This is a genomic window from Streptomyces zagrosensis, from assembly GCF_014203645.1.
GTDB lineage: Bacteria > Actinomycetota > Actinomycetes > Streptomycetales > Streptomycetaceae > Streptomyces > Streptomyces zagrosensis.
On record NZ_JACHJL010000004.1, the window covers coordinates 303455 to 326362 of the forward strand.

The window sequence follows — 22908 nt, forward strand, 5'->3', positions numbered from 1 at the left end:
CATCACGCGGGAGGGACCGACCATGTGTGGCATCGTCGGCTATATCGGCAAACGGGACGTGGCTCCGCTGCTTCTTGAGGGGCTCCAGCGGTTGGAGTACCGCGGCTACGACTCCGCGGGCATCGCCCTGCACACCGGCGGCAAGACCGGGGGGCTGAAGACCGCCAAGGCCAAGGGCCGGGTCCGCGAACTGGAGTCCCGCCTCCCCAAGCGCTTCGCCGGCACGGTCGGCATCGCGCACACCCGCTGGGCCACCCACGGTGCGCCGAACGACCTCAACGCGCACCCGCACCAGGACGCCACCGGCAAGGTCGCCATCGTGCACAACGGCATCATCGACAACGCCACCGCGCTGCGCGCCAAGCTGGTCGCCGACAACGTGGAGTTCATCTCCGACACCGACTCCGAGGTGCTCGCGCATCTGATCGGCCGCTCCACCGCCGAGACCCTGGAGGAGAGGGTTCGCGAGGCGCTGCGGCTGATCGAGGGCACGTACGGCATCGCGGTGTTGCACGCCGACTTCCCCGACCGCATCGTTGCCGCCCGCAACGGCTCGCCCGTGGTGCTCGGCATCGGCGAGAAGGAAATGTTCGTCTCCTCCGATGTGGCGGCCCTGGTCAGCCACACCCGGCAGGTCGTCACGCTGGACGACGGCGAGATGGCCACCGTCAAGGCCGACGACTACCGCACCTACACCACCGAGGGCAGCCGCACCTCCGCGTCGCCGACCACGGTGGAGTGGGAGGCCGAGTCGTACGACATGGGCGGCCACGACACGTACATGCACAAGGAGATCTGCGAGCAGCCGGACGCCGTGGACCGAGTGCTGCGCGGACGCATCGACGATCGCTTTTCCACCGTCCACCTCGGCGGCCTCAACCTGGACGCCCGCGAGGCGCGCGGGGTCCGTCGAGTGAAGATCCTCGGCTGCGGCTCGGCCTACCATACGGGCCTGATCGGGGCCCAGTTGATCGAGGAGCTGGCGCGCATCCCGGCCGATGCGGAGCCGGCGAGCGAGTTCCGCTACCGCAACGCCGTGGTCGATCCCGACACCCTCTACATCGCGGTCAGCCAGTCCGGCGAAACCTACGACACCCTGGCGGCCGTGCAGGAGCTGAAGCGCAAGGGAGCGCGGGTCCTCGGCGTGGTGAACGTCGTCGGCAGCGCCATCGCCCGCGAGACGGACGGCGGCGTGTACGTGCACGCGGGTCCGGAGGTGTGTGTCGTCTCAACCAAGTGCTTCACCAACACCGCCGTTGCCTTCGCGCTGCTCGCCCTGCACCTCGGCCGCATCCGCGACCTGTCCGTCGCAGACGGCAAGCGGATCATCGCCGGGCTGCGCAAGCTCCCGGAGCAGATCGCCGAGGTGCTGAGCGGCGAGGAGGAGATCAAGAAGCTCGCAGCGCTGTACGCGGATGCCAAGAGCATGATGTTCATCGGGCGGGTCCGCGGCTATCCGGTGGCCCGCGAGGCGTCCTTGAAGCTCAAGGAGGTCAGCTATGTGCACGCCGAGGCGTACCCGGCGTCCGAGCTCAAGCACGGCCCGCTCGCGCTGATCGAGCCGGAGGTGCCCACGGTCGCCGTGCTTCCGGATGACGACCTGTTGGAGAAGAACCGGGCGACGCTGGAGGAGATCAAGGCCCGCAGCGGTCGCATCCTCGCCGTCGCGCACCAGGAGCAGGAAAAGGCCGATCACACGATCCTGGTGCCCCGTAACGAGGTCGAGCTCGACCCGATCCTGATGGGCATTCCGCTGCAACTGCTGGCCTACCACTCGGCGTTGGCGCTAGGCCGGGACATCGACAAGCCGCGTAACCTCGCCAAGTCCGTGACGGTGGAGTAACCGACCCCACCGACCTCGCCGCTCCCCTTCCACACCACCCGCAAGGCCCCGGCAGCGCTCAGCTACGCCGCACCGCACCCCGCGCACCGGCTGCCGCGTACGCATCGGCTGCACCAACCAGCGCGTACGCACCGGCTGCACCAGGCTGCATCGATTGCACACGACTGCACACGGGCTGCATACGGGCTGCCGCGTACGGAACAGCCGCATCGGATGGTCGGGGGATACGGAGGGGTGGCTTCCCGCGCATGCCACCACGCGCGCGGGAAGCCACCTCCCCTGCGCCGACGTCGCCCTTACGTCGGCATGCGGCCATCCCGCTCGGGAACCGTCACTCCCGGCGAGCGGCGCGTCGCGCCCCCGCTGGCGCGCCTGTACTGCCACGTGATGGGGGTGTACCCGTCACAAACGCACAATCCACCTGCCTGGGCGAACAAACTGAGGCCCGTCAAATGACCGCCACGGCGCGGGCGTTGGGCACTCGCGCCCCGGCGCCATCCGCGCCATCCGCTTTAGCAGAGCCGGCACAGCCCCATGGCGCCGCGAGGTACCCAGCACAGCCCCAGGCCCCCGCAGCGGGCCTACGGCGCCCCACGGCGGGCCCAGAAAAGCCCCGCGCTGGGCCCTATAAAGGGAAGCACCGCCCCAGGAGGCGCTGACCGCGGAAGGGCTCGCGCGCTACGGGATGACCACGACCGGGCGCTGCGCGCGGCGGGCGAGCCGCCCGGCGACGGAGCCGAAGATCCGGCCCACCAGCCCATGCGTGGAGCCCACGACGATGGCGTCGGCCGCGTACTCCCTGCCCACTTCCTCCAGCTCATGGCAGATGTCGCCGCCGCGCTCAACAAGAATCCACGGCACCTCGGAGAGGTAGTCCGCGCAAGCCAGTTCGAGGCCGAGGACCTCGGTGCGGTGGTCGGGGACGTCCACAAAGACGGGGGGCTCGCAGCCGGCCCATACGGTCGTAGGCAACCGGTTGGCGACGTGCACGATGATCAGACCGGAGGCAGAGCGGCGGGCCATGCCAATGGCGTAGGCGAGCGCGCGCTCGCTGGACACCGAGCCGTCGAAGCCGACTACCACTCCATGCTGGAACGCCGGATCGCAAGGATGACGCGTCTCTTCCGCCGCTTCGGGGTGCGCCGTGGAGTCGGCGACCCGCTTGCGGTCCGCGGGTTCGGGGATTTCGTAACCGGCCATCTGTTATCTCGGCGAAGAAAGTCCTGCTGCGGAGGGTTTCGGCGGGGGGGTTGTTGCGGTGGACAACGGACTGTGGGAGCGGGATCGGCGGCGCCGGACGGAAATCGTCCGGGATTCACCTTTCCAAGCACCCACCCCCAAGGGTACGGCGCCACTCCCCGCCTGCCCAGAGGCAACCCCGACAGGCGGGGCAAGCTGGGCAAGCTTCATCGGAGCATGCCGGAGGGCCGCTCAGAGCGCAATGCCCCAAGTGGCCCCCCGGCGTACGCCGTGTAGTGACCCGATGGCAAACAAGGCGTTGTAGTACCCGCTAGCCGTCACCCGGAGGGACCTCCTCCCCTAGGAGGGAAGACTTCGTGCCCCGACTCAGCGAGTACATCCCCGCCCACGCCCCCGCCGCGCCCCGCACCACACCCGACACATCCCCTTCTGCCCCTGCCACCACTGCCACACCTTCTGCCCCTGACGCCCCAGCCGGCGCGTCAGACCCATTACGTACCGTCCGCTCCTCACACCTCGAAGGGCGGGCGCCGGCGCGTGCGGGGCTCTTCACCGCGCCCCGGGTCACCTCCGCCGGACCCCGCTCAGTGCCGCGCCTTACCTCTCGGGCCGAGACCCTCGCGCTCGCCGGGCTCACCTGTGGGGGCGCGGCGCCCACCCGAGCGACCGGAAGGTCGGCCTCCGCCGCCGCGGGCGACATGGTCAGTTGGGGCGCCTTTTGCTGCGCGCTGATGCCGATGGTCCTGCTGGTGTGTGGATCTTCGTTCGGTGGCGCGGCAGGCACCGCGCTCGGCCTCGCCGCGGTAACCGCCGCCTGCCGCACATTGCTTCGCCGAGCGGAGCGGCGGGCGGCCCGAATGACCGCCGAACACCTGCGCGCGCACTGCGCCCGATACGGCCGTACGACGCCCGCCGAGCGCCCTGTTGGCCACCTGTCCGAAGGCTGTACGCCTGTCGGCTGACCCGCTCGTACGTTTGCGGCCAACGGTTTTCAGCCAACTTCGGAACAAGTTGTGCCTGTTGCCAAATAGCCCCTCCAACCCACGTCTGACCAGCTAGGAAAGGAGTGTCGGGGGGACTTACCCCCTACGGGGAGGCGGCGAAGGCGAAAGGCGCACTTCCCTCTGGGCCCCACGAGTGCAACGCTTCGTGATCGAATGCTTTACGCCAAGTTGTCATGTCGACTTACAGGCGGGTGGTGAACTGGTCACGGTGACCACACGCGACACAGTAGATTCGATCTTGGCCATGACCGGCGGGGGAACCGTTCAGGACCGAGGGGAAACGTGCAGGACCGAGAGGACGCGACCACCCAGGGGGGCTTAGTTCCATGAGCCAGGACTCCACAACCGTACCGGAGGCCGCCCGAAAGCTCTCCGGACGCCGCCGCCGGGAGATCGTCGCAGTGCTGCTCTTTAGCGGCGGCCCCATTTTCGAGAGCTCCATACCGCTCTCTGTCTTCGGCATCGACCGGCAAGACGCCGGCGTCCCTCGCTACCGATTGTTGGTGTGCGCGGGCGAAGACGTACCGCTTCGCACCACGGGCGGACTCGAACTGACCGCACCGTACGGCTTGGAGGCCCTCTCCCGAGCGGGCACCGTCGTCGTACCAGCCTGGCGGTCGATCACCCAGTCACCGCCCACGGCCGCGTTGGACGCGCTGCGCCGTGCGCACGAGGAGGGCGCCCGCATCGTCGGGTTGTGCACCGGTGCCTTCGTGTTGGCGGCGGCCGGACTACTCGATGGAAGGCCCGCGACGACGCACTGGATGTATGCGCCGACGCTGGCCAAGCGATATCCGTCGGTCCACGTGGACCCCAGGGAACTCTTCGTGGACGACGGTGACGTGCTCACGTCGGCGGGCACCGCCGCCGGCATCGATCTCTGCCTGCACATCGTGCGCACCGACCACGGCGCCGACGCGGCGGGGGCACTCGCCCGCCGTCTCGTCGTACCGCCGCGCCGATCGGGCGGACAGGAACGCTACCTAGACAGGTCGCTGCCGGAAGAAATCGGCGCCGACCCGCTGGCCGAGGTCGTGGCGTGGGCGTTGGAGCATCTCCATGAGCAGTTCGACGTCGAAGCGCTGGCGGCTCGCGCCTATATGAGTCGCCGAACCTTCGACCGACGCTTCCGCTCGCTCACTGGGAGCGCTCCACTTCAGTGGCTGATCACCCAACGGGTGCTTCAGGCCCAGCGACTCCTTGAGACCTCCGACTACTCCGTGGACGAGGTCGCCGGACGCTGCGGGTTCCGCTCACCGGTCGCGCTGCGCGGCCACTTCCGGCGGCAGCTCGGATCGTCCCCGGCGGCCTACCGAGCGGCGTACCGGGCGCGCAGGCCACAAAGCGGGCCGCCCGAACGCGCCGATCGGGCGGAACGCCATGAACGAGCCGACCGAGCGGAGCTCATCGAGCAACGCTCCGGCGAGCCAATCCAGGTCCGCCGCGCACCGATGGCCGCCGCAGCCGCACATGGCGGACCATCCGGCGCCACCGCGCTAGGCCACGGTGGCATGCACCACGGTGGCATGCAGCACGGCGGCTCGATGCACGGCGGCTCCGATCCGGGGAAGCCCGAGTCGGATGCCTACGTTCCACGTCTTCCCGAACAGTCGGCGCGTACTCCTGGCCGCGCCAGCCTGCCCGGCCAGCGGGAACGCCCCGTAGGGTGACGCCATGAACGATCGCATGGTGTGGATCGACTGCGAGATGACCGGCCTCTCGCTGTCCGACGACGCGCTCATTGAGGTGGCCGCGCTGGTCACCGATTCCGAACTGAACATCATCGGCGACGGTGTGGACATCGTGATCCGTCCGCCCGCCGAGGCGCTGACCACCATGCCGGACGTGGTGCGCGAGATGCACACCACGTCCGGGCTGCTGGACGAGTTGGACAGCGGCACCACGCTCGCGGACGCCGAGCAACGGGTCTTGGCGTACATCAAGGCCCAGGTGCCGGAGCCGGGCAAGGCCCCGTTGTGCGGAAACTCGGTGAGCACCGACCGAGGCTTCCTGCTCCGCGACATGCCCGACCTGGAGAGCCATCTCCACTATCGGATCGTCGATGTGTCGTCGATCAAGGAGTTGGCCCGCCGCTGGTATCCGCGCGCCTACTTCAACAGCCCCAAGAAGAACGGCAACCACCGGGCACTCGCCGACATCAAAGAGAGCATCGCGGAACTGCGCTACTACCGCGAGGCGATCTTCGTGCCGCAACCGGGCCCGGACTCGGAGCGGGCGAAGTCGATCGCGGGCAAGTACGTCCTGCCCTCGTCGCCAGCGTGAGGGTGCTCGCTCCCGGCTCTGAACAAGCCGGGAGCGAGCACCCCTTCGGACCCTGTACACTTTTCCTCGTCCGGTACGGAAAGCACCGGTCATGGTGGGTATAGCTCAGACGGTAGAGCACCTGGTTGTGGTCCAGGATGTCGCGGGTTCGAGTCCCGTTACTCACCCTGAACGATCAAGGCCCTGACCTGCGAAAGCAGGTCAGGGCCTTTCGTTGTTGCAGTGGAAGTGGCACTGGCAGTGGAACCGGGCGCGGTGAGGACCCGATGCGAACGCCACGCCGGCCGGCCCCGGGGCCTGGCGCGGACTGGGGCCCGCAAAGGGAGCCCCGGCCATCAGCTTGCTGGAGCGGGCCAGTGGTCCATATCGCCGCCCCGCCACTCGATCTGCTCGGGGTTGCCCAGCGTCAGGTCCTCGGGGTCCTCGATGCCGGCCCTGCGCAAAAACTCCGAGACGTCCCCCCGGCCATGGGCGAGGCCGACGATGACGCCGCGGATCGTGACGCGGCGTCCGCCCGACGCTATGGGCGGATGGACGATCACGGGCGGATGTTCAGCCATGTCTCCAGCGTGCGCCCGGCGCGGTGCGGTCGCACATTGGGCGAGGAACCCAGCGCCCAATTCGGGCAGGCACCACAGGGCCGGGCGCGTACGGCGTGACCCGTGGGCCCCTCACGTCGCCACGCCAGCGCCGCTGTTCCGTACACCTGCGCCGTTGCTCCGTGCGCCATCGCCGTTGCTCCCTGCGAGCTCGCCCGCAGGTCCGTACGGCACGGCCCGTGGCCCGGGTGGCCGGCGATACGGACTCCGGCCCTGGCGGTGGGTGCACCTGACGGGGGGCCCGGGGGCAGGTGCGGCGATCGGTACGGAGTAGGCGCGGGGGTACGTCAGGAGGACTCGCGGCGGATGAGTTCGGCAGGCAGGACGAGTTGAGGGCAGGTAGGGGGCGTCTTGACGTCGGTGTAGCGGGCAGCGATCTGTTCCAGGAGGACGCGGGCCATCGCGCGGCCCATGTCCTCGGTTGACTGTCGAACGCTGGTCAGCGGCGGGTCCACGTGGCGGGCTATGGGTGAGTCGTCGTAACCGACGAGAGCCACATCGCCGGGGACCTTGCGGCCGTTCTCCCGGAGCACCTGACGGGCGCCTGCGGCCATCACATCGGACGCCGCGAAGACCGCGTCCAGGTCCGGGCGGCGGGCCAGCAGTGCGGCCATCGCCCGCCGCCCTCCCTCCTCGGTGAAGTCGGCCGGCTCGATCAGTTCGGGGGCCTTGGGCTGCTCGGCTGCTTCCAGGGCCTCGCGGTAACCGTCGAGGCGGCACTGGGCCGCGTACATGTCGAGCGGCCCGGTGATGGTGGCGATCGTTCGGCGGCCCCGCTCCACCAGGTGGGCCACGGCGGCCCGCGCGCCGCCGAGGTTGTCGGAGTCCACGTAGGGGACCGTCTCACGGGCTGCGCGCCGACCGCCGAGGACGACGGGCACCTCGATCCGCTCCAGCAGGTCGGGCAGTGGGTCTTCGGCGTGTGCGGAGACCAGCAGTACGCCGTCCACGCGGTGCGCGGACAGGTAGTCGGCCAGCCGCTGCCGCTCCTTGGGGGTACGCACGAGGGTGAGCAGCAGTTGCAGGTCCGTATCGGCGAGTTCGCAGCCGACGCCACGGATGATGTCGGAGAAGTACGGCTCGGCGAACAGCCGGGTCTCCGGCTCGGGTATGACCAGTGCCACGGCGTCGGCCCGGTTGGCGGCAAGCGCGCGGGCCGCCCGGTTGGGCACATAGCCCAAATCGATGACCGCCTGCTCGACCGCGGCACGGGTCCGGTCGCTCACCCGCGGCGAACCATTGATCACCCGGGACGCGGTGCCGCGTCCCACCCCGGCCCGCGCGGCAACCTCCTCCAGGGTGGGCCTGCCTCGCCCGGCACCACGCCGTCTAGCCGCCGCCATACCTGCCTCCACCCTCATGCGCCGGACCCCTCCGCCGCGCCGACGATCGCTGGACATTCAACAACAGTCAGATGTCGGCAGCCGCGCCGCGCACCTGGCCGCGCGGCCCTGATCTGCACCAATGCTTCAACTCCTCACCACGGGCGACCGCTTGGAGGCTGGAGTGTGTTCACAACTCAGCGCCACACCCCCGCCCCACGACTGGGTCTCCCGCCCGTCCGTACGCCCGTTCTCTCCCCCGTACGGGGCTGGCCACGCACGGCACGGTGCGGCAGTAACGTGACCGCTGCCCCCACCGGCACCGGAGCGTTCGTACGCGCCCACCTACGGGGTGCTGTGCAGGGGCCGGGGCGGGGCAGTCGGAGCGGTGGGGCACTCAGTCGAAGGCGGTGGCGGGCGGGGCCGGGGACGGTGTGGCGTTCGCATCGGTGACCGGGCGCGCGCCGCCCGTGAAGTCGGCCAGGGCAGCACCGTGTTCGACTCGTCCCGGGTGCGGGTCGCTGGCCGCGCGGCGGGTCAGTTCGGGCACGGGCAAGATGCCGTCACCGGCGAGCAGGACAGCGTTGCCAAAACGCCGGCCCCGTAGCACCGCCGGATCGGCGGTCAGACAGCTCTCGGCGAACACCGCGCGGGCGGTGGCGACCTGGGAGCGGAGGTAGGCCAGCGGGGCGCCATCAGCGATGTTCGCCGCGTACAGTCCGCCGGGCCGTAGTGCGCGGCTGGCATCGGTGAGGAATTCGGTGCTGGTGAGGTGCGCGGGGGTGCGGGCGCCGCTGAACACATCCGCGATGATCAGGTCCGCCCAACCGTCCGGCACCTTGCCGAGCCCGGCGCGGGCGTCGGTGCCACGCACTCGGATGCGCCAGTTGCCGTCCAGCGGCAGTTCGCGGCGCACGAACTGGACCAGTGCGGCGTCCAGTTCAACGATCTGCTGGGTGGAGCGGGGCCGGGACGCGGCGATGTAGCGGGCGAGGGTGAAGGCTCCGCCGCCCAGATGCACGGCCTGGATCGGGCGCCCCGATGGCGCGGCCAGGTCGGCGATGTGCCCGAGCCTGCGCTGGTAGGAAAAGTCGAGGTATCCGGGGTCGTCGAGATCGACATGGGACTGCGGGGCACCGTCGATGAGCAGCGTGCGCCCGCGCGGGCGATCCCGGTCCGGCAGCAGTTCCGCGAGACCGCCTTGTACGGGCGCGCTGATGGGCTCCGCCGTCCCGGCGCGTGCCCGGCCGCGCCCGCGCACCCGTTGCTGCCGCGCGCCGTCCGGGTCCGGGACGCCGCCCCGGGCGGGGTCCTGCCGGTCCTGCCGGTCCTGCCCGTTCCCGCCGGTGCCTTCGCCCGGCGGCTGGTCCTGCTCTGCTCGCTTGTCTCGCCGCGTACCTCGTTCGGCGCTGCTGTGCCGCCCACGCCTTCCTCGTGCCATGTGCCCAGTATCGCCGCTGACCAGCAGCGGACCGCCGAGTGAGCGCGAGCGGTAGGACACCCCGAGGTATCCGGGGCGCTGGAGAACTCGGGGGCGCTAGGGGGCTCGGGGCGATAGGGGCTCGGGGCGCTGGATGTGGCGATACACCGCGCCGGACAGTGCGCACGGGACGCGTCCGTGGGTCGGTCAGTGCGAGCGGTCGATGACCTCGATGACGCGGGCGGCTTCACCGAGCGCGGCACGGAGCATGGCGGGGTCGGTGGCGTCCCAGTAGGCGTCGGCGGGTGGGACCAACCAGCTGGTGCCCACGCCCGGCGGTGACGCGGCCCGGACCGTCGCCTCGCGCTCTCTTCCGTCGCCGGCGACGCCCGTGGCGCCCGCGTCGCCCGCGGCTGCCGACGTGGCCGCGGTCGTGGCCTCGTGGAGAGCGGTATGCGGGCTCGCGGCCAGGCTCGTACACGCTCCAGCACGCGCTCCGCGCCCCGCGTACGCCCGCGTACAGACGCTACCCGGCAGGTCCCATCCGGCGGCCGTGCCCGGGGGAACGACGAAGCCGAGCGTGTCGCAGGTGCCGTTGTGCAGGACGGGGCCCACGCCGCCCGAGTCGCCCAGTCTGAGCAGGTCCACCGCTTCGAAACCCTGCCGGGCGGGCACGGTGACCACGTCGCAACAAACCCTCGCCTCGTGCCCTTCACGACCCTGGGCTTCGTGAGCTGCCCGGGCCGCAGTCTCCTGGGCGCTCAGAGCCTCCCGGCCCTGCTGGGCCCCGTGACTGCCCGAGCCCTCATCGGCCTCGGCCGGACGGGCGGCCCGTGGCGCAGGTGCTTCGGATGAGGCAGCGGTCTCACCTGTCCAGTCTCCCTCGCAGACCCCATACGCCACTTGGGAAACCTTGCGCGCCCCATCGCCGCCCCGCACATCGAAGGGACGGCCTTTCCCGTAGGAGTCGTAAGAGGCACAGGAGTTATAGGGGGCATCAAAGTCAGAGGAATCATGGGAATCACTCGTCCCACCGGTACGTCGCACCTCGTGCGTCTCAGGTGGATCGCAGGCCCCGCGCGCCTCGTGCATCGCTTTCGTCCCCGCCTCATCGGCTTCCTGCCGACCTACCGGGTGCGCACAGGAGGCTGGCAGCGATGCGCTGTGGTCCTCGCTGGGCCGGTGGCGGAACTGTGCGGGCATCCGCGAGCCGTTAACGTCTGTCCCGGTGGCTGTTGTGGCGTCCAGCAAGGGAACCGCTCCTTCGCGTGTGACTGCGATGGTCCAACGAACTCAACGCAACACATCGTCAACAGCTACGGCGACAGGCCGCCGCAAAGGATGGCACTTCATGGCAGATCATGGATGACTTATCCCTTTTATGGCTAAACATCGCGTAGTTACTCCGTAACAGCCACTACGGTCGTGCCGCCCATCACGGCAGCAGTCCGCCCCACGGCAACCGTCCGGGGCGGGGAACGCCAGGAGGTTGCGACCATGGCCTCGGCAGCACAATCCTCGTCGCCGCGACCCAATGCGGCCTTCAGACACTTACGCGGGCAGCTCTCGCCGGGCGAATTCGCGGCGCTCGTGCGGCGCTCGGCCCGAGAGATCGGGGAACAGGTCTCCTGCGACGCCCGCTACATCGGGCGCGTCGAGGCCGGCGCCATTCGCTGCCCCAACTACGCCTATGAGCGGGTGTTCCGGCATATGTTCCCCGACCGTACGCTCTTGGATCTGGGTTTCGCACCTCGCGAGAGCGTACGCGGACACGGGAGCCGTGAGGCCGGGGTGAGCGGGCCGACGAAGGACACGAACGGCGCGGCGGTGACCGGCCAGCATGCGCCGGGGGGCGGCGCGCGGGCCACTCGGGTGCCTCGGCGCCCGCTCCCGGCCGAGATGCCTCAGGTGCCCCGGCCGCACGGGCGCATCGGTACGACGCAGGTTGCGGCGCTGGAAAAGGCCGTACGCCACATTCGGTTGCTGGATGACCGGCACGGCGCAGACGGCATCTACCGCGGCGCCGCCCAGCCGCTCAGCGACGCGTACGAGTTGCTCGACGCGGGCACGGAGCAGCAGTCCATTTCCGATCGGCTGCACGCAGGCGCCGGTGAGTTGGCTATTTCCGTCGGCTGGCTGGCCCATGACTCCGGCCGGGTCCCGCAGGCGCGCTCGCACTACGCGGAAGCGCTGGCCACCGCTCGGCTGGCCGGCGACCTAGCGCTTGAAGCGCACGCCTTTTGCAACATCGCCTTCTTGGCACGCGATGCGCAACGGCCGCGCGAGGCAGTGCGGGCCGCGCAGGCCGCACAACATGCCGGGCGGCGGCTCGGCTCGCCCCGGCTGCTGTCGCTGCTCGCGCTGCGCGAGGCGGGCGGCAGGGCTGGGCTCGGGGATCGGTCCGGCTGTGAGCGGGCGCTGCTGCGGGCGCAGCGGCTGTTTGACGCCGGGCCATCGGAGGCCGATCCGGAGTGGATGACGTTCTATGGGCAGGCCGAGTGCGCGGGGCTTGAGGCGCAGTGCTGGTCGGCGCTGCGGCACTGGGAGCGCGCCGTAGAGCATGCGCGCCAGGCAGTGGCTCTACAGAGCCCGCACTTCGTCCGGAACAGGGCGCTGTTCACCACGGAGCTGGCCATGGACCTGGTGGGATGCCGGCTGCCCGATGAGGCCGCCGCCGCGGGTGAACGGGTGCTCGCCCTCTTGGGGGACGTCCAGTCCACGCGTATCCAGGCGATGCTCGACGAGCTGGCCCAGGGGTTGCGGCCATGGCGGCGGGAGGCCGTGGTGGCGCGCTTTTTGGCATGCCATCGAGAGGTCCAGAAGATGGCGGGCCAGAAGATGTGAGCGCCCGGTGCGCTCCGTCAGGCCAGGTGGCCGGTGTCGTTCCAGCGTTCGATGGCCGGTTCGCCGTAGGCCCAGCCCAGGACGGACAGGGAGGTCGGATCGAGCCGGATGCGGGCTGCGAAGGAGAGATCGAAGCCCAGCCAGCGGGCGGCGAGCGAGCGGAGGATATGGCCGTGGGCGAAGACGAGCACATCACGGTCGGCGGAGCGGGCCCACTCCACGACGGCGTCCGCGCGCGCGGTGACGTCGGCCAGCGTCTCGCCGGGGGTCACGGAGCCGGGCGTGCCGGCGGGCACCCCGTCGCGCCAGATCAGCCAGTCGGGGCGCGCCGCCTTGATCGCGTCAGGAGTCATCCCCTCGTACGGGCCGTAGTCCCACTCCAGGAGCGCGTCCCAGGCCACCGCGCGGTCACCGAAGCCCGCGAGCTCGCAGGTCTCGCTGGCGCGCAGCAGCGGGCTGGTGCGGACCTCCATGCCCGGCAGCCCGTTCCACGGCGCGCGGTGCAGCCGTTCGCCCAGCAGCTTGGCGCCGCGCCGTCCCTCGTCCAGGAGCGGGACGTCCGTGCGGCCCGTGTGCTTCCCGGACAGCGACCATGCCGTCTGTCCGTGGCGGGCCAGCAGGATGCGTGGTGCCATCGAGGGGGCCTTTCACTCATTTGGTGATTTAGCGGGGCAGATCCGGCGCGCCGGATGCTCATCGTCCATCATCGCTTACGAGTTCGATAGGCAACCCGCAGGGCTCCCGTAACGTCTTGTCTCCTGCGTGCTCAACCAAGGGGGAGCCCAACAAGAGGTAAACACGGCGTTTCGCCGGACTCTCCGGGGGTGGTGCGCGGGCTACGCCACGGAGACCGTACGGTTGACTGCGCGCCTTTTGGCCGCCTGAACACACTTGGGAGAGCGACCGGATGCCCCAGACCGTGCCCCGTACGGGGACACCACAGCGCACACGGCCTCGCTGGTGGGCTGAGTTGCCGCTGATCGCCGTGGTGTACGCCGCGTACTCGGCCGGCCGACTGCTAGCACGGGGCTCCGTGTCCAGCGCGGTCGGCCACGGCCTGGGCATCCTTGAGTTCGAGCAGAAGCTGCGCATCGACTTCGAGACGCCGCTCAACGACCTCTTCACTCAGCACGCCTCGCTCGGCATACCAGCCGACTTCGCGTACGCGTCACTGCACTACGTCGTCACGCCCGCGATCATGGTGTGGCTGTGGAAGCGCCGCCCGGCGAAGTACCGCCTGATGCGTACCTGGCTGCTGCTCTCCACGCTGATCGGCCTCATCGGCTTTGTGACGCTGCCCACCTGCCCGCCCCGGCTGCTCGACGCCAGCCACGGGTTCGTGGACACCATGGCGCAGTACGGGTCGTATGGCTGGTGGGGCGGCGAGGCGAGCGCGCCGCGCGGACTCGGTGGGTTGACCAACCAGTACGCGGCCATGCCGAGCCTGCATGTGGGGTGGTCGCTGTGGTGCGGCATCGCCCTGTGGCGAAACGGCCGGTCGGCCTGGGTCAAGGCCGCGGGCATCGCGTATCCGCTACTGACCACGCTCATCGTCATGGGCACGGCAAACCACTACTTCCTCGACGCCGTCGCCGGAGCGGCCGTCATGGGCGTCGGCTTCCTGCTGGCCAAGCCCGCGTTGCGGGTGTCGGACCGGGCGTGGTCACGGTTCGCACAGCGGAGCCCGGATGGGGCCACTGAGGCGCCTGCGTCGGACGAGACTGGGGCAAAGGCCGGAGCCACCGCGACCATCGCGGCGCAGACGACCGGGGCGGCAGGCGCCGCTGCGGGTCGAGACGCGCCGGGAAACACTCCCGGCGCGGTCGGGTCCGGAGCCAAGGCCGCCTACGGGGCGGCGGGGGCGAAAGATACGGCTAAGGCTCGAACCGTGGCAGCCGACCCAGCCGATCCGACAAAGGCAGCCGATACAGCCAACGCGATCAACGCAATCAACGCAATCGACACAGCCAAAACAATCAACGCTAGCAACGTAATCAACGCACTCAATACAGCCAATACTGTTAATACGGTCAAAACAGCCAACGCAGCCAACGCAGCCGAGGTGGGCGCTAGGGCTGCTGTGGCCGGTGCATCGGCAGACCGCTCCACGCCCGAGTCTGGGGTGACCGTGTCGATTGTCAGTGGTGAGTGCGAGACTTCGGCAGGTGAGCACATCCCTCAACAGTCGAAGCGAAACGCGGACCGGGACGCCACCGCGCCAGCGGATGGCGCTGCGGCAGCGGCTCGCTGAACTGCGGGGTCCGCGGGTCGCACCACGCCCGTTGGACGCCCGCGCTCTGGCGGCGCTCGCGGCCAATCCCGGTTGCCGCCGCCGCGCGCTGCTCGACAGCGCTGGGGTGGACAAGACGGCGCTCGCCGCAGCCCTGGGCGCCCCGGCGTCCTTCGGTCAGTCGCACTTCGCCCACCAGCGCGGCCATGTCTTCGAGGCTCGGGTCACTGCGGACGGCGGGGAGCAGCTGATCGCGCTGTTGCGGGAGCGGCTGAGCGACCCGGGTCCCGCTCCCGAACCGGGCGCCATTGACACGCCCGAGCTGACGGCGGACGGCCCCGAGGGCCGTACGGCCCGCACCCGGCTGGCCTTGGCGGACGCCACCGCTGCCGGTCGGTGGGCCGTGCTCAACCACCCGATGGTCAGTGTGGAGGTGGCTGGGTCGCCGGCGTATCTGGAGCCGGACGTGGTCGTGGTGCACCCGGACGGGAGCTGGACCGTCGTGGAGATCAAGTCCTTCCCCATGCTCGACGGCGCGGCGGACCCGGCGAAGGTGGGCGGGGCGGCCCGGCAGGCGGCGGTGTACGTGATGGCGCTGAGCGATCTGGCGGACGCCGTACGCAGCCAAGACGACGGGCCCATAGGGCCCAACGCAGGGTTGGCCCCCGTGTCCTCGGAGGCCAACAACGGCTCGCAGCCGGGCGACTCCTCGCCGCAGGCTGCTGGCGGGCCGGCGGAGCCTGGCGGGCCGGCGGAGCCTGCTGGCGTGGCGGAGGCTGGCGGGCCGCAGTCGAGCGACGGGGTGGCAGTGCCCGGCAGCGGCGCGGTGAAGGTGAGCGAGGGAGCTGCGGGGCCGGCTGGGGCGCCGGGAGCCGATGGCGGCGGTGGGCTGAGCGGGCCGGCGGACGCCACGGTGGGAGCGGCTGGTCTGGTGCGGCAGCGAGCGCTGCTGGTCTGTCCCAAAGACTTCTCCAACTTGCCTACGGCCGAACTGATCGACGTACGCAGACAGCTTTCCGTGACACGACGGCAACTCGCGCGGCTCACCCGCATCGAGGAGATCACCGCGGCGCTGCCCGAGGGGGCGACGTTCGATCTGCGGCTCGCGGACGACGGCAAGACGGCGACCCGGCCCGTTCAGGAGTTGACGGCCACGGTGGATGCGGTGTCAGCGACATACGTGCCCGACTGCCTGGCCTCCTGCGAATTGGCGTTCCACTGCCGACAGCAGGCCAGGGCGGCGGGCGCGGTGGAGACTTTGGGTCGGGGCGTACGGGGTGAGCTGGGCGGGCTGACCACGGTGGAGGCCGTGCTCGCGGCGGCGCTCGGCGAGCGGGCGCCGGACTCCGCGCCGGCCGACGACAATCCGGCCGACGACGATCCGGCCGTGCGCGCCCTGCGCCGTGCGGCGGCCCTTCGAGCGGAGGCGCTGGCCGTGGCGTGTGGCGATGGCGCCGCCGCAGACGCTCAGCCGGGCGCTGCCGCGAGGCGGGACGCTGCCGCGGGGCCGGGCGGCCCGGCGGGCCGTGCGGGGGAGGCCGCATGTCGCTGATGATGACGCTCGCGCGGATGGAAGCCGTGCGCAGTGGGCGGGCGCTGCCCGCCGCGACGGTGCGGCACCGGCACATCGCCGAACAGCCGCTGGTGTTCGTGCCGCTGATCACCGCCGGTGAGGCGGGAGCGCCGCTGGGTGCGCTCGTGGGCACGGACCGGGACGCGCCGCGACTGCTGGTCGTGCCACAGCCCCGCGACCGTGATCTGCGCTTCGCCTTCCTCGCCGCGCTGGCCGAGGAAATGCTGCCGCACTTTGCGGCGTACGCGGATGAGGTGGAGCTCCAGGAGCGCAAGGAGACCGATCCGGAGACCGGAAAACGTGTGACGGTCGAGGTCGAGTTGTGCGCGGACGCGCCGCAACTGCTCGTGCCCAGCGGCCCTGGCATCGACTTCGTACGGCTGCTCGGCCGGTCGATGCGGTTTCGCAGGGCCACGGAGCGGGAGCCGGAGGGCCCGGCGGCCCCCGGCGTGTTGCAGGCGCGCCCGGCGGAGGTAGCCGCGCCGGTGGCCGGCTTCGGCCCGGACGACGCCTTCGCAGCGACAGTTGAGCTAGCGAAGTCAGGGCGGCCAAGTGAGCCGGGTGGCGCGGATGGCCCAGGTGGCGCCGACCTCGCGCTGGGTGGTGCCGCGGGCGAAGGTCCCGTAGCGCGGACGACTCCGGCCCGGGTGCCGCTACTCGGACGCTGGTTGACGCACTACGGCGAGCGGGCCCGGGTCCCCGGTTCTTCGCTGCTGCTCGCGCTGACCGATCTGCTGGGGCAGCACTGGGCGAGTGGACAGAGCAGGCTTGAGGACCAGCACCTGGGGGCGTTGCTGGCCTGGATCGACCCGGCCGGGGGGCTTTCGGGGGCGGAGGCGGCGCTGCGCGCCGAGGTGGCTCGCGACCGGCGCGGGCAGTTGCTGTGCCCGCCCGCAGGTCCGGCGACCGACCCCGCGTTCGACAACCGGCTGCTCGGCCCGGCCATGGCCCGCTACGACGCGGCGCGCGCAGCGGCCGTGCCCCAGCAGGTCGCCGCGGCCGAGCAGGAGGTGCGCGCACTGATCGCCGGCCAGCTCCGGCCCACCTGGGACGCGCTATGGCACGGCCTGGACCTGCTGCGTGCGCTGCCACCCGGCAGCAGGGTCGGCGATCGCTGGAAGCGCGACCGCTGGTCGTATACGGGCCACCGCGACCGCGTACGGGCCGGCGAGCCGCCGCAGCCGAAGTGGGATGACGCGGTGACCGCCGCGCGGAAGCTGTCGGCCCGCGAGACGGCCCAGGCCCAGCTCGATGCCCAGGAGGCGCTGGATGACCCGCTGATCATGGCGGCCCGGCGGTTGGCGGGTGAAGCGTTCGCCGGGGAGGTCACCGAGGTGGTGATGGCGTACTCGGAGGCGAAGGTTCCGCGCCCGCGCCCGCTCGTCACCCTGCGCACATCCGACCGCCCACTGCTGGACGAAGGCACCAAGGTCTACCGCGCACTGGCCGACGGCAAGACGCAGACGGCGGAGTTCGTGGCGTACGAGACGGACGTAGCGGCTGTGACGGACGTGACGGACGTGGTGGACGTGGCGGACGCGCAGCTTGGGGCGGGCGGGCGCGATGAGCCGGCCGAACCGGACGGTCGCGGGGCGGCGGGGGATGCACCGGATACCGGGGCTCTCGTGCTGCGGCTCACCGGCGGGATGGGGCGGGGGAAGGCCCCCGAGCCCGGTTCGGTGCCCGAAAGGGGCGACCAGGTGTGCTGGACGCTGTTCGAGCACGCCCCGCGCGGCGGGCCCGACTTGCCGGAGCCCGAGCACACTCCATGGACACACGGCGGACCGCCCGTGCCGGCCGAGCCCGCCGTCCGGCCAGCCGAAGGAGCGCAAGAACACCGGGAGGCAGGGCACCTTGCGGAAGATCGTTCCGGGACGGGCCGCCAAGCGGAGGAGCGCCTCACCGCAGACCACTCAGCCCCCGATGTCGTCCCGGCCTTCGACGCCGGTCCCGCCTTGGGCGCCGCAGGCGTCGGTCCCGCCCTAGCCGCCGCGGGCATCGGCACCACGGTGGGTCCCCGCCTCGCCCTGCAACCCGACCCCGTAACCGACGAGGACTTTCTGTGAGCGACGCCGACGCGGCTGCCCTGGCCGCCCCGGTTGGTGGTGCCGCACGGTTGTCGCGTGCGGTTCGCGTGCCATCGTCCGGCGGTGAACGGGCGGGACGGGCCGACTTCGACCCCGGGGCGGCGGCTGCCGCGGCGACGGCCGCCATCTTGCACGACACGTTGCATGGCACCGAGCGCGGTGTGGTGGTCGATTCCCCGCCCGGCGCCGGCAAGTCCACGCTCGTGGTGCGTGCGGCCTGCGAACTGGCTGCTGCCGGCCGGCGGCTGATGGTCGTCGCGCAAACCAACGCGCAGGTGGACGACCTGGTGCTACGACTGGCCGAGGCGGAGCCGACGCTTCCGGTCGGCCGGCTACACAGCAGCGACGCCACGGCGTACGACCCGGCCTTGGACTCGCTCCCCTCGGTGCGTACCTCAGCCAAGGCCGGCGAACTCGCCGGACTCGACGTGGTGGTCTCCACGGCCGCGAAGTGGGCGCACACCAAGAACGTGGAGCCATGGCAGCACGCCATCGTGGACGAGGCGTACCAGATGCGCTCGGACGCGTTGCTGGCCGTCGCCGGACTGTTCGAGCGGGCGCTGTTCGTCGGCGACCCCGGGCAGCTCGATCCGTTCAGCGTGGTGGGGGCGGACCAGTGGTCGGGGTTGTCCTACGACCCGTCCACCAGCGCCGTCACCACGCTGCTCGCGCACAATCCACGGCTGCCACAACATCGACTGCCGGTCTCGTGGCGACTGCCCGCGTCCGCCGCGCCGCTGGTCTCGAACGCCTTCTACCCGTACACGCCCTTCCGCAGCGGCACCGGACACGACGACCGCCAGTTGTCCTTCGGGGTGGCCTCCGATGGGTCGGGCGTGGATCGGGTGCTGGATGAGGCGGCGGAATCCGGCTGGGGGTTGTTGGAACTGCCCGCGCGGCACACCCCGCGCACGGACCCGGAGGCGGTACGCGCGGTCGCGCTGGTGGTGCGCCGGCTACTCGACCGCGGCGGGGCGGCGACCAGCGAGCGCTCCCCCGATCCCGCACCGCTGACGGCGGCCCGGATAGCGGTCGGCACGGCCCATCGCGACCAGGCAGCCGCCGTGCGCGCGGCGCTCGCCGGGCTAGGGGTGTCCGGAGTGGTGGTGGACACCGCGAATCGGCTACAGGGCCGCGAGTTCGATGTGACCGTGGTGCTGCATCCCCTGTCAGGACGGCCCGACGCCACCGCCTTCCATCTGGAGACAGGCCGACTGTGCGTGCTGGCCTCGCGGCACCGGCACGCGTGTGTCGTGGTCTGCCGGGCCGGGGTGCCCGAGTTGCTGGACGAGCATCCGTCGACGGAGCCGGTCCAGCTCGGGGTGACGGTGAAGTTCCCCGATGGTTGGGAGGCGATGTTCTCCACGTGGGATCACTGGTCCGAGCACCGCGTGCGCTGGAGCCCATGACCTATGGGATCGGATGCCTGGGAAAACAAGATCACACAGCAGCGTAGGGCACGCCGCCGGTCATGCACCGGCCACGCTCCCAAGCCCTCCCGGCGCTGGTCAGCGGCCGCCCACTCGTGACTGCCTGGCTCGGACTTATGCGAGTACGTGACTGAAGGCTCGTCCCTCTTGTGGCGGAGGTATGACCGTCCGTAGCTTGCTGACCACACCAAGACCGGAGGGGGTCTCAGTGAAAGGGTTACGCATGATCGCTGGCGGACCGTGCAGGAGCGATGACGACGACAAGTGCGGGAACGGTGACTGCCCGACCGTCTACGCGACGCCGGAGCCCGGCGTGTTGGCGATCCAGGGATATGACGTGACCCACCCGACACCGGATGGCGAATCGGTCGTGTTGATCCCGGAGGAGATCCTGAAGGAGGCGGCCCGTGCCCGTCGATGGCTCTAACCCCGTACTACTCGACGGCGACGAGTGGCAGGCGTACTTCCGCGACTTCGAGCGGTCCGCCTTCCGGCTCGAAGTGCACCAGACCTACACCATGCCCGCCGAGGCCGAAACGGTCCGCGACTTCCTCGCGGGAGCAGAGAGGCCGGAGGGCTTCAACGCTCTCTGGCACCGGACCATCAGGGACCATGCGTCGGCCGGGCGGACGATGACCCGAGCCAAGATCGTGCGCCGACCGCTCACTCCGTACAGCCGGTATCTGTTCGAGTGGTGCATCCCCGAGAATGTCGCGGCCGGGGAGGACTACCAAATAGTCGATGTGACCGACCAGTTGAACTCTGGGCTTCCGGAACAAGACTTCTGGTTGTTCGACGAATCGACGGTCGTGCACCTCAACTACCGCCCCGACGGAACACAGATCAATCGGGAACTGATCCAAGACCCGGACATCGGTAAGTATCTCGCATGGCGAGAGCTCGCCCTGGAAAATGCCGTTCCATTCAGTGCCTATCGAACCTAAAATACGAGGACGGGAGCGGAAAGAATTGGCGGAGGCCCTTCGGGGTCTCCGCCGCGCTTCCGGCCTCAGCGGTGAACGCCTGGCGATCCGCTGCAACATGAGCCAGACCAAAATCAGCCGGATCGAGACCGGCCGCGCACTGCCCTCGGTGCTTGATGTTGAGCGTATCCTCAAAGCTCTCGCCGTACCCGATGAGGTGTCCGACGAACTTCTAGTGCTGGCGCGTCGGGCCAACGTGGATTACGCGTCTTGGCGCGCATACGCCCGTGTCGGCCTCTATCACAAGCAAACCGAGTTGAAGGCGCTTGAGTCCTCCTCACGCGTGATGCGGCATTTCCTCCCTGCCATCCCTACTGGCCTCCTGCACGTCCGTGAGTACGCCGTTGAGACGCTGACGCCCACGGTGGCCAGCGATCCGGCCAGGGATGTCGTTAGGGCTGTGCAGGCCCGCATAGACCGCCAGGCCATCTTGGACGACACGTCCCGCTCCTTCTGGTTCCTGCTGACCGAGCAGGCCGTGAAGTGGCAGCGGGTGAGCCCCGGGGCCATGGCGGCGCAGTGTGCGCACATGGCGGAAGTCAACAGGAAGCCCAACATCGAGATCGGGATAGTTCCGCAGGGCGTGCAGGTTCCGGGCACTCCCATGAACATCTTCGTCGTCTACGATGACCGCCTTGTGACGGTGGAACTGTTCTCCGGGGAAGTCGTCCTGCGCGACCCTCGGGATATCACTCAGCACCTGCACTTGTTCGACCTGTTCTGGTCGCACGCTCTTACCGGCGATGCCGCTTCGGCGTTTCTGAATGAGACGTCAGAGGCGTTTATGCGTCAACGCAACTAGCTCTTCCTTCGCTTCTGTTGGCGCCTGATGATGGGCTCATGGCGAGCGAACCGAAGACCCCGCGAGGTTGGCGACTTGACCCGATCCCGACCCGAAAGGCGTATCGGGGTGACGACGGCAACGTCCGAGTACCCATGTGGATCACTCGAAATGGAAAGCACGTAGCCGACACGGAGATGGTTCTCCTGTCCTCCGAAGCAGAACTTCTGAGTAACCGGCTTACCAACGCGGTAAGCGATTCCCGCTCGATCGTGCAGGAGCCCTTTCGGGGACAGGCGACTTCCGCGAGCGGTCCCGGTACGCGGTCCAGCACGGCCTGAGCGAACCGCTTAAGCCCCCTTCGGGGCCTCTCCATGACTTCCACCCGGTTCGGGTGGCGGCGGTCGCACCTGCGGCCGTGCAAACGATCAGGAAGGCACAGCTCATGACCGACCTGTACGACCTCCCTCTTGCCGAGTCCGCCGCGTTCCGCAAGGCATGCGGCGGCAACACGCACCCCGACGGCGAATCGTGCGCGACCCTCGCGAAGATCGGCCCCGACGCATGGGCGCTGGGCGACGGCAAGCGGCCCGGTGCGGAGCCGCTGAGGTTCACCACTGCCGAGTTGAGGGCGGCCGGTATCGACCCGGCTCGCTTCGGCCTGTCTGCCTGACGGCCATTCCTGGTGCCCTCCGGCCCCGGATCGATCCCCCGAGATGCGGAGCCGGTTGGGCACTTTCCCCTCTTCTTCCTGCACTGAACGGGACAACAGTTGCACCACCACGGGTATCTGTGGGCCGGCTCCAAGCAACGGTTCGATGATGAGGCTCTGCGGCGGCCTCCTCATCCTGACCCGCCTCCGGCCGACAGCAGGCCGGAGCTGATCCAGCGCCACCGGGCAGTAAGAGCCGAATTTCCCGTAGTGGACCTTCCTCCACTCGAAACCGCCTACTGGCTCATCAAGCCCCGCTCCTTGGTCAAGGGAACATGGGAGGAATCGAAGGAGGCAGCGGCATGGGTCGGGGAGCGGCTGGCGGAGTACGCGCCCCGGTTCGGTTCTGAGGCCGACCGGGACAGTAGTCGACTGGCGGTAGTGGTCAACTCGACCGCCGAACGCTTGAGTTGGGGCTCGGACGTGTCCCATGGCTTCTACTTGGAGCGGCCCGCTTTTCTGTCTTTGGCCGTGGTGTGCTGCCCGAATCGTGTGAAGCCGGAGCTGGCGTGTCCGCTCCGATAGTGAGGTGATCGGGGGGCGTGTGCCGGGGCTCAAGGAGTCGCCTACCAGGCTGGCGACCTCCACGTGGGCATA

18 protein-coding genes, 1 tRNA gene and 2 pseudogenes are annotated in these 22908 nt (G+C 69.9%); 15 read left to right on the forward strand and 6 right to left on the reverse strand.

Annotated elements, in window-relative coordinates; genetic code table 11:
* The first annotated feature begins 22 nt into the window (after positions 1-22).
* Positions 23-1843, forward strand: coding sequence for a glutamine--fructose-6-phosphate transaminase (isomerizing) (gene glmS / locus FHS42_RS10275; protein ID WP_184571248.1), 1821 nt, complete (start codon positions 23-25; stop codon positions 1841-1843).
* Positions 1844-2521: 678 nt separating this feature from the next.
* Here the strand turns inward: glmS and FHS42_RS10280 are convergent.
* Positions 2522-3043 (reverse strand): universal stress protein, encoded by a 522-nt coding sequence (locus FHS42_RS10280; protein ID WP_184571250.1) that lies wholly within the window; start codon positions 3041-3043, stop codon positions 2522-2524.
* A gap of 587 nt (positions 3044-3630) precedes the next feature.
* On the opposite strand from FHS42_RS10280, the gene FHS42_RS10285 reads away from it, so the two are divergent.
* The 4 genes from FHS42_RS10285 to FHS42_RS10300 all read left to right on the forward strand — a co-directional run bounded on the left by FHS42_RS10285 (position 3631) and on the right by FHS42_RS10300 (position 6497).
* Entirely contained in the window at positions 3631-4005 is a 375-nt protein-coding gene (locus FHS42_RS10285) for a hypothetical protein (protein ID WP_312866812.1), read from the forward strand.
* A 368-nt stretch (positions 4006-4373) separates the two neighbouring features.
* A complete protein-coding gene (locus FHS42_RS10290; RefSeq protein ID WP_184571252.1) occupies positions 4374-5717 on the forward strand; it encodes a helix-turn-helix domain-containing protein in 1344 nt (447 codons plus the stop codon).
* A gap of 4 nt (positions 5718-5721) precedes the next feature.
* On the forward strand, positions 5722-6330 hold the full coding sequence (gene orn / locus FHS42_RS10295; protein WP_184571254.1) for an oligoribonuclease: 609 nt from the start codon (positions 5722-5724) through the stop codon (positions 6328-6330).
* Positions 6331-6424: 94 nt separating this feature from the next.
* Positions 6425-6497, forward strand: a tRNA-His gene (locus tag FHS42_RS10300).
* A 168-nt stretch (positions 6498-6665) separates the two neighbouring features.
* Here the strand turns inward: FHS42_RS10300 and FHS42_RS10305 are convergent.
* The 4 genes from FHS42_RS10305 to FHS42_RS10320 all read right to left on the reverse strand — a co-directional run bounded on the left by FHS42_RS10305 (position 6666) and on the right by FHS42_RS10320 (position 10355).
* Positions 6666-6890: a hypothetical protein gene (locus tag FHS42_RS10305; protein ID WP_184571256.1), complete on the reverse strand. Its 225-nt coding sequence runs from the start codon at positions 6888-6890 to the stop codon at positions 6666-6668.
* 326 nt (positions 6891-7216) lie between these two features.
* On the reverse strand, positions 7217-8272 hold the full coding sequence (locus FHS42_RS10310; protein WP_184571634.1) for a LacI family DNA-binding transcriptional regulator: 1056 nt from the start codon (positions 8270-8272) through the stop codon (positions 7217-7219).
* A gap of 376 nt (positions 8273-8648) precedes the next feature.
* Positions 8649-9692 carry a spermidine synthase gene (locus tag FHS42_RS10315; RefSeq protein WP_246494451.1) on the reverse strand — a complete coding sequence of 348 codons (1044 nt, stop codon included), beginning with the start codon at positions 9690-9692 and terminating at the stop codon, positions 8649-8651.
* Positions 9693-9878: 186 nt separating this feature from the next.
* Positions 9879-10355 carry a hypothetical protein gene (locus FHS42_RS10320; protein ID WP_184571258.1) on the reverse strand — a complete coding sequence of 159 codons (477 nt, stop codon included), beginning with the start codon at positions 10353-10355 and terminating at the stop codon, positions 9879-9881.
* An 813-nt stretch (positions 10356-11168) separates the two neighbouring features.
* Here FHS42_RS10320 and FHS42_RS10325 point away from each other — a divergent pair.
* Positions 11169-12515: an NsdA family TPR-like regulatory protein gene (locus tag FHS42_RS10325; RefSeq protein WP_184571261.1), complete on the forward strand. Its 1347-nt coding sequence runs from the start codon at positions 11169-11171 to the stop codon at positions 12513-12515.
* A 17-nt stretch (positions 12516-12532) separates the two neighbouring features.
* Here the strand turns inward: FHS42_RS10325 and FHS42_RS10330 are convergent, their stop codons facing one another.
* The gene (locus FHS42_RS10330) at positions 12533-13150 is read right to left on the reverse strand and encodes a histidine phosphatase family protein (protein WP_184571263.1); all 618 of its coding nucleotides are present in this window, start codon (positions 13148-13150) and stop codon (positions 12533-12535) included.
* Between the two features lie 272 nt (positions 13151-13422).
* Here FHS42_RS10330 and FHS42_RS10335 point away from each other — a divergent pair.
* From FHS42_RS10335 to FHS42_RS36865, 9 genes and pseudogenes are all read left to right on the forward strand, one after another.
* A pseudogene (locus FHS42_RS10335) lies at positions 13423-14358 on the forward strand (phosphatase PAP2 family protein); the annotation flags it as partial.
* A 322-nt stretch (positions 14359-14680) separates the two neighbouring features.
* The gene (locus FHS42_RS36855) at positions 14681-16297 is read left to right on the forward strand and encodes a hypothetical protein (protein WP_376772559.1); all 1617 of its coding nucleotides are present in this window, start codon (positions 14681-14683) and stop codon (positions 16295-16297) included.
* Positions 16288-18108, forward strand: a pseudogene (locus FHS42_RS36860) (hypothetical protein); the annotation flags it as partial. The gene FHS42_RS36855 and the pseudogene FHS42_RS36860, both read left to right, overlap by 10 nt.
* A 344-nt stretch (positions 18109-18452) precedes the next feature.
* Positions 18453-19814: an AAA domain-containing protein gene (locus tag FHS42_RS10360; RefSeq protein WP_184571637.1), complete on the forward strand. Its 1362-nt coding sequence runs from the start codon at positions 18453-18455 to the stop codon at positions 19812-19814.
* A 244-nt stretch (positions 19815-20058) separates the two neighbouring features.
* Positions 20059-20262, forward strand: coding sequence for a hypothetical protein (locus FHS42_RS10365; RefSeq protein ID WP_184571265.1), 204 nt, complete (start codon positions 20059-20061; stop codon positions 20260-20262).
* The gene (locus tag FHS42_RS10370; RefSeq protein WP_184571267.1) at positions 20243-20779 is read left to right on the forward strand and encodes a DUF6879 family protein; all 537 of its coding nucleotides are present in this window, start codon (positions 20243-20245) and stop codon (positions 20777-20779) included. The genes FHS42_RS10365 and FHS42_RS10370 overlap by 20 nt, the downstream gene beginning before the upstream one ends.
* Entirely contained in the window at positions 20748-21620 is an 873-nt protein-coding gene (locus FHS42_RS10375; protein ID WP_246494453.1) for a helix-turn-helix domain-containing protein, read from the forward strand. The genes FHS42_RS10370 and FHS42_RS10375 overlap by 32 nt, the downstream gene beginning before the upstream one ends.
* A 424-nt stretch (positions 21621-22044) precedes the next feature.
* The gene (locus FHS42_RS10380) at positions 22045-22272 is read left to right on the forward strand and encodes a DUF397 domain-containing protein (RefSeq protein ID WP_184571271.1); all 228 of its coding nucleotides are present in this window, start codon (positions 22045-22047) and stop codon (positions 22270-22272) included.
* 99 nt (positions 22273-22371) lie between these two features.
* Positions 22372-22836 (forward strand): hypothetical protein, encoded by a 465-nt coding sequence (locus FHS42_RS36865; RefSeq protein ID WP_246494454.1) that lies wholly within the window; start codon positions 22372-22374, stop codon positions 22834-22836.
* Positions 22837-22908 lie beyond the last annotated feature (72 nt).

Coding starts and splice junctions, on each gene's coding strand:
- glmS (WP_184571248.1), top strand. CDS start 23: ATGTGTGGCATCGTCGGCTATATCGGCAAACGGGACGTGGCTCCGCTG.
- FHS42_RS10280 (WP_184571250.1), bottom strand. CDS start 3,043: ATGGCCGGTTACGAAATCCCCGAACCCGCGGACCGCAAGCGGGTCGCC.
- FHS42_RS10290 (WP_184571252.1), top strand. CDS start 4,374: ATGAGCCAGGACTCCACAACCGTACCGGAGGCCGCCCGAAAGCTCTCC.
- orn (WP_184571254.1), top strand. CDS start 5,722: ATGAACGATCGCATGGTGTGGATCGACTGCGAGATGACCGGCCTCTCG.
- FHS42_RS10305 (WP_184571256.1), bottom strand. CDS start 6,890: ATGGCTGAACATCCGCCCGTGATCGTCCATCCGCCCATAGCGTCGGGC.
- FHS42_RS10310 (WP_184571634.1), bottom strand. CDS start 8,272: ATGGCGGCGGCTAGACGGCGTGGTGCCGGGCGAGGCAGGCCCACCCTG.
- FHS42_RS10315 (WP_246494451.1), bottom strand. CDS start 9,692: ATGGCACGAGGAAGGCGTGGGCGGCACAGCAGCGCCGAACGAGGTACG.
- FHS42_RS10325 (WP_184571261.1), top strand. CDS start 11,169: ATGGCCTCGGCAGCACAATCCTCGTCGCCGCGACCCAATGCGGCCTTC.
- FHS42_RS10330 (WP_184571263.1), bottom strand. CDS start 13,150: ATGGCACCACGCATCCTGCTGGCCCGCCACGGACAGACGGCATGGTCG.
- FHS42_RS10365 (WP_184571265.1), top strand. CDS start 20,059: ATGATCGCTGGCGGACCGTGCAGGAGCGATGACGACGACAAGTGCGGG.
- FHS42_RS10375 (WP_246494453.1), top strand. CDS start 20,748: ATGCCGTTCCATTCAGTGCCTATCGAACCTAAAATACGAGGACGGGAG.
- FHS42_RS10380 (WP_184571271.1), top strand. CDS start 22,045: ATGACCGACCTGTACGACCTCCCTCTTGCCGAGTCCGCCGCGTTCCGC.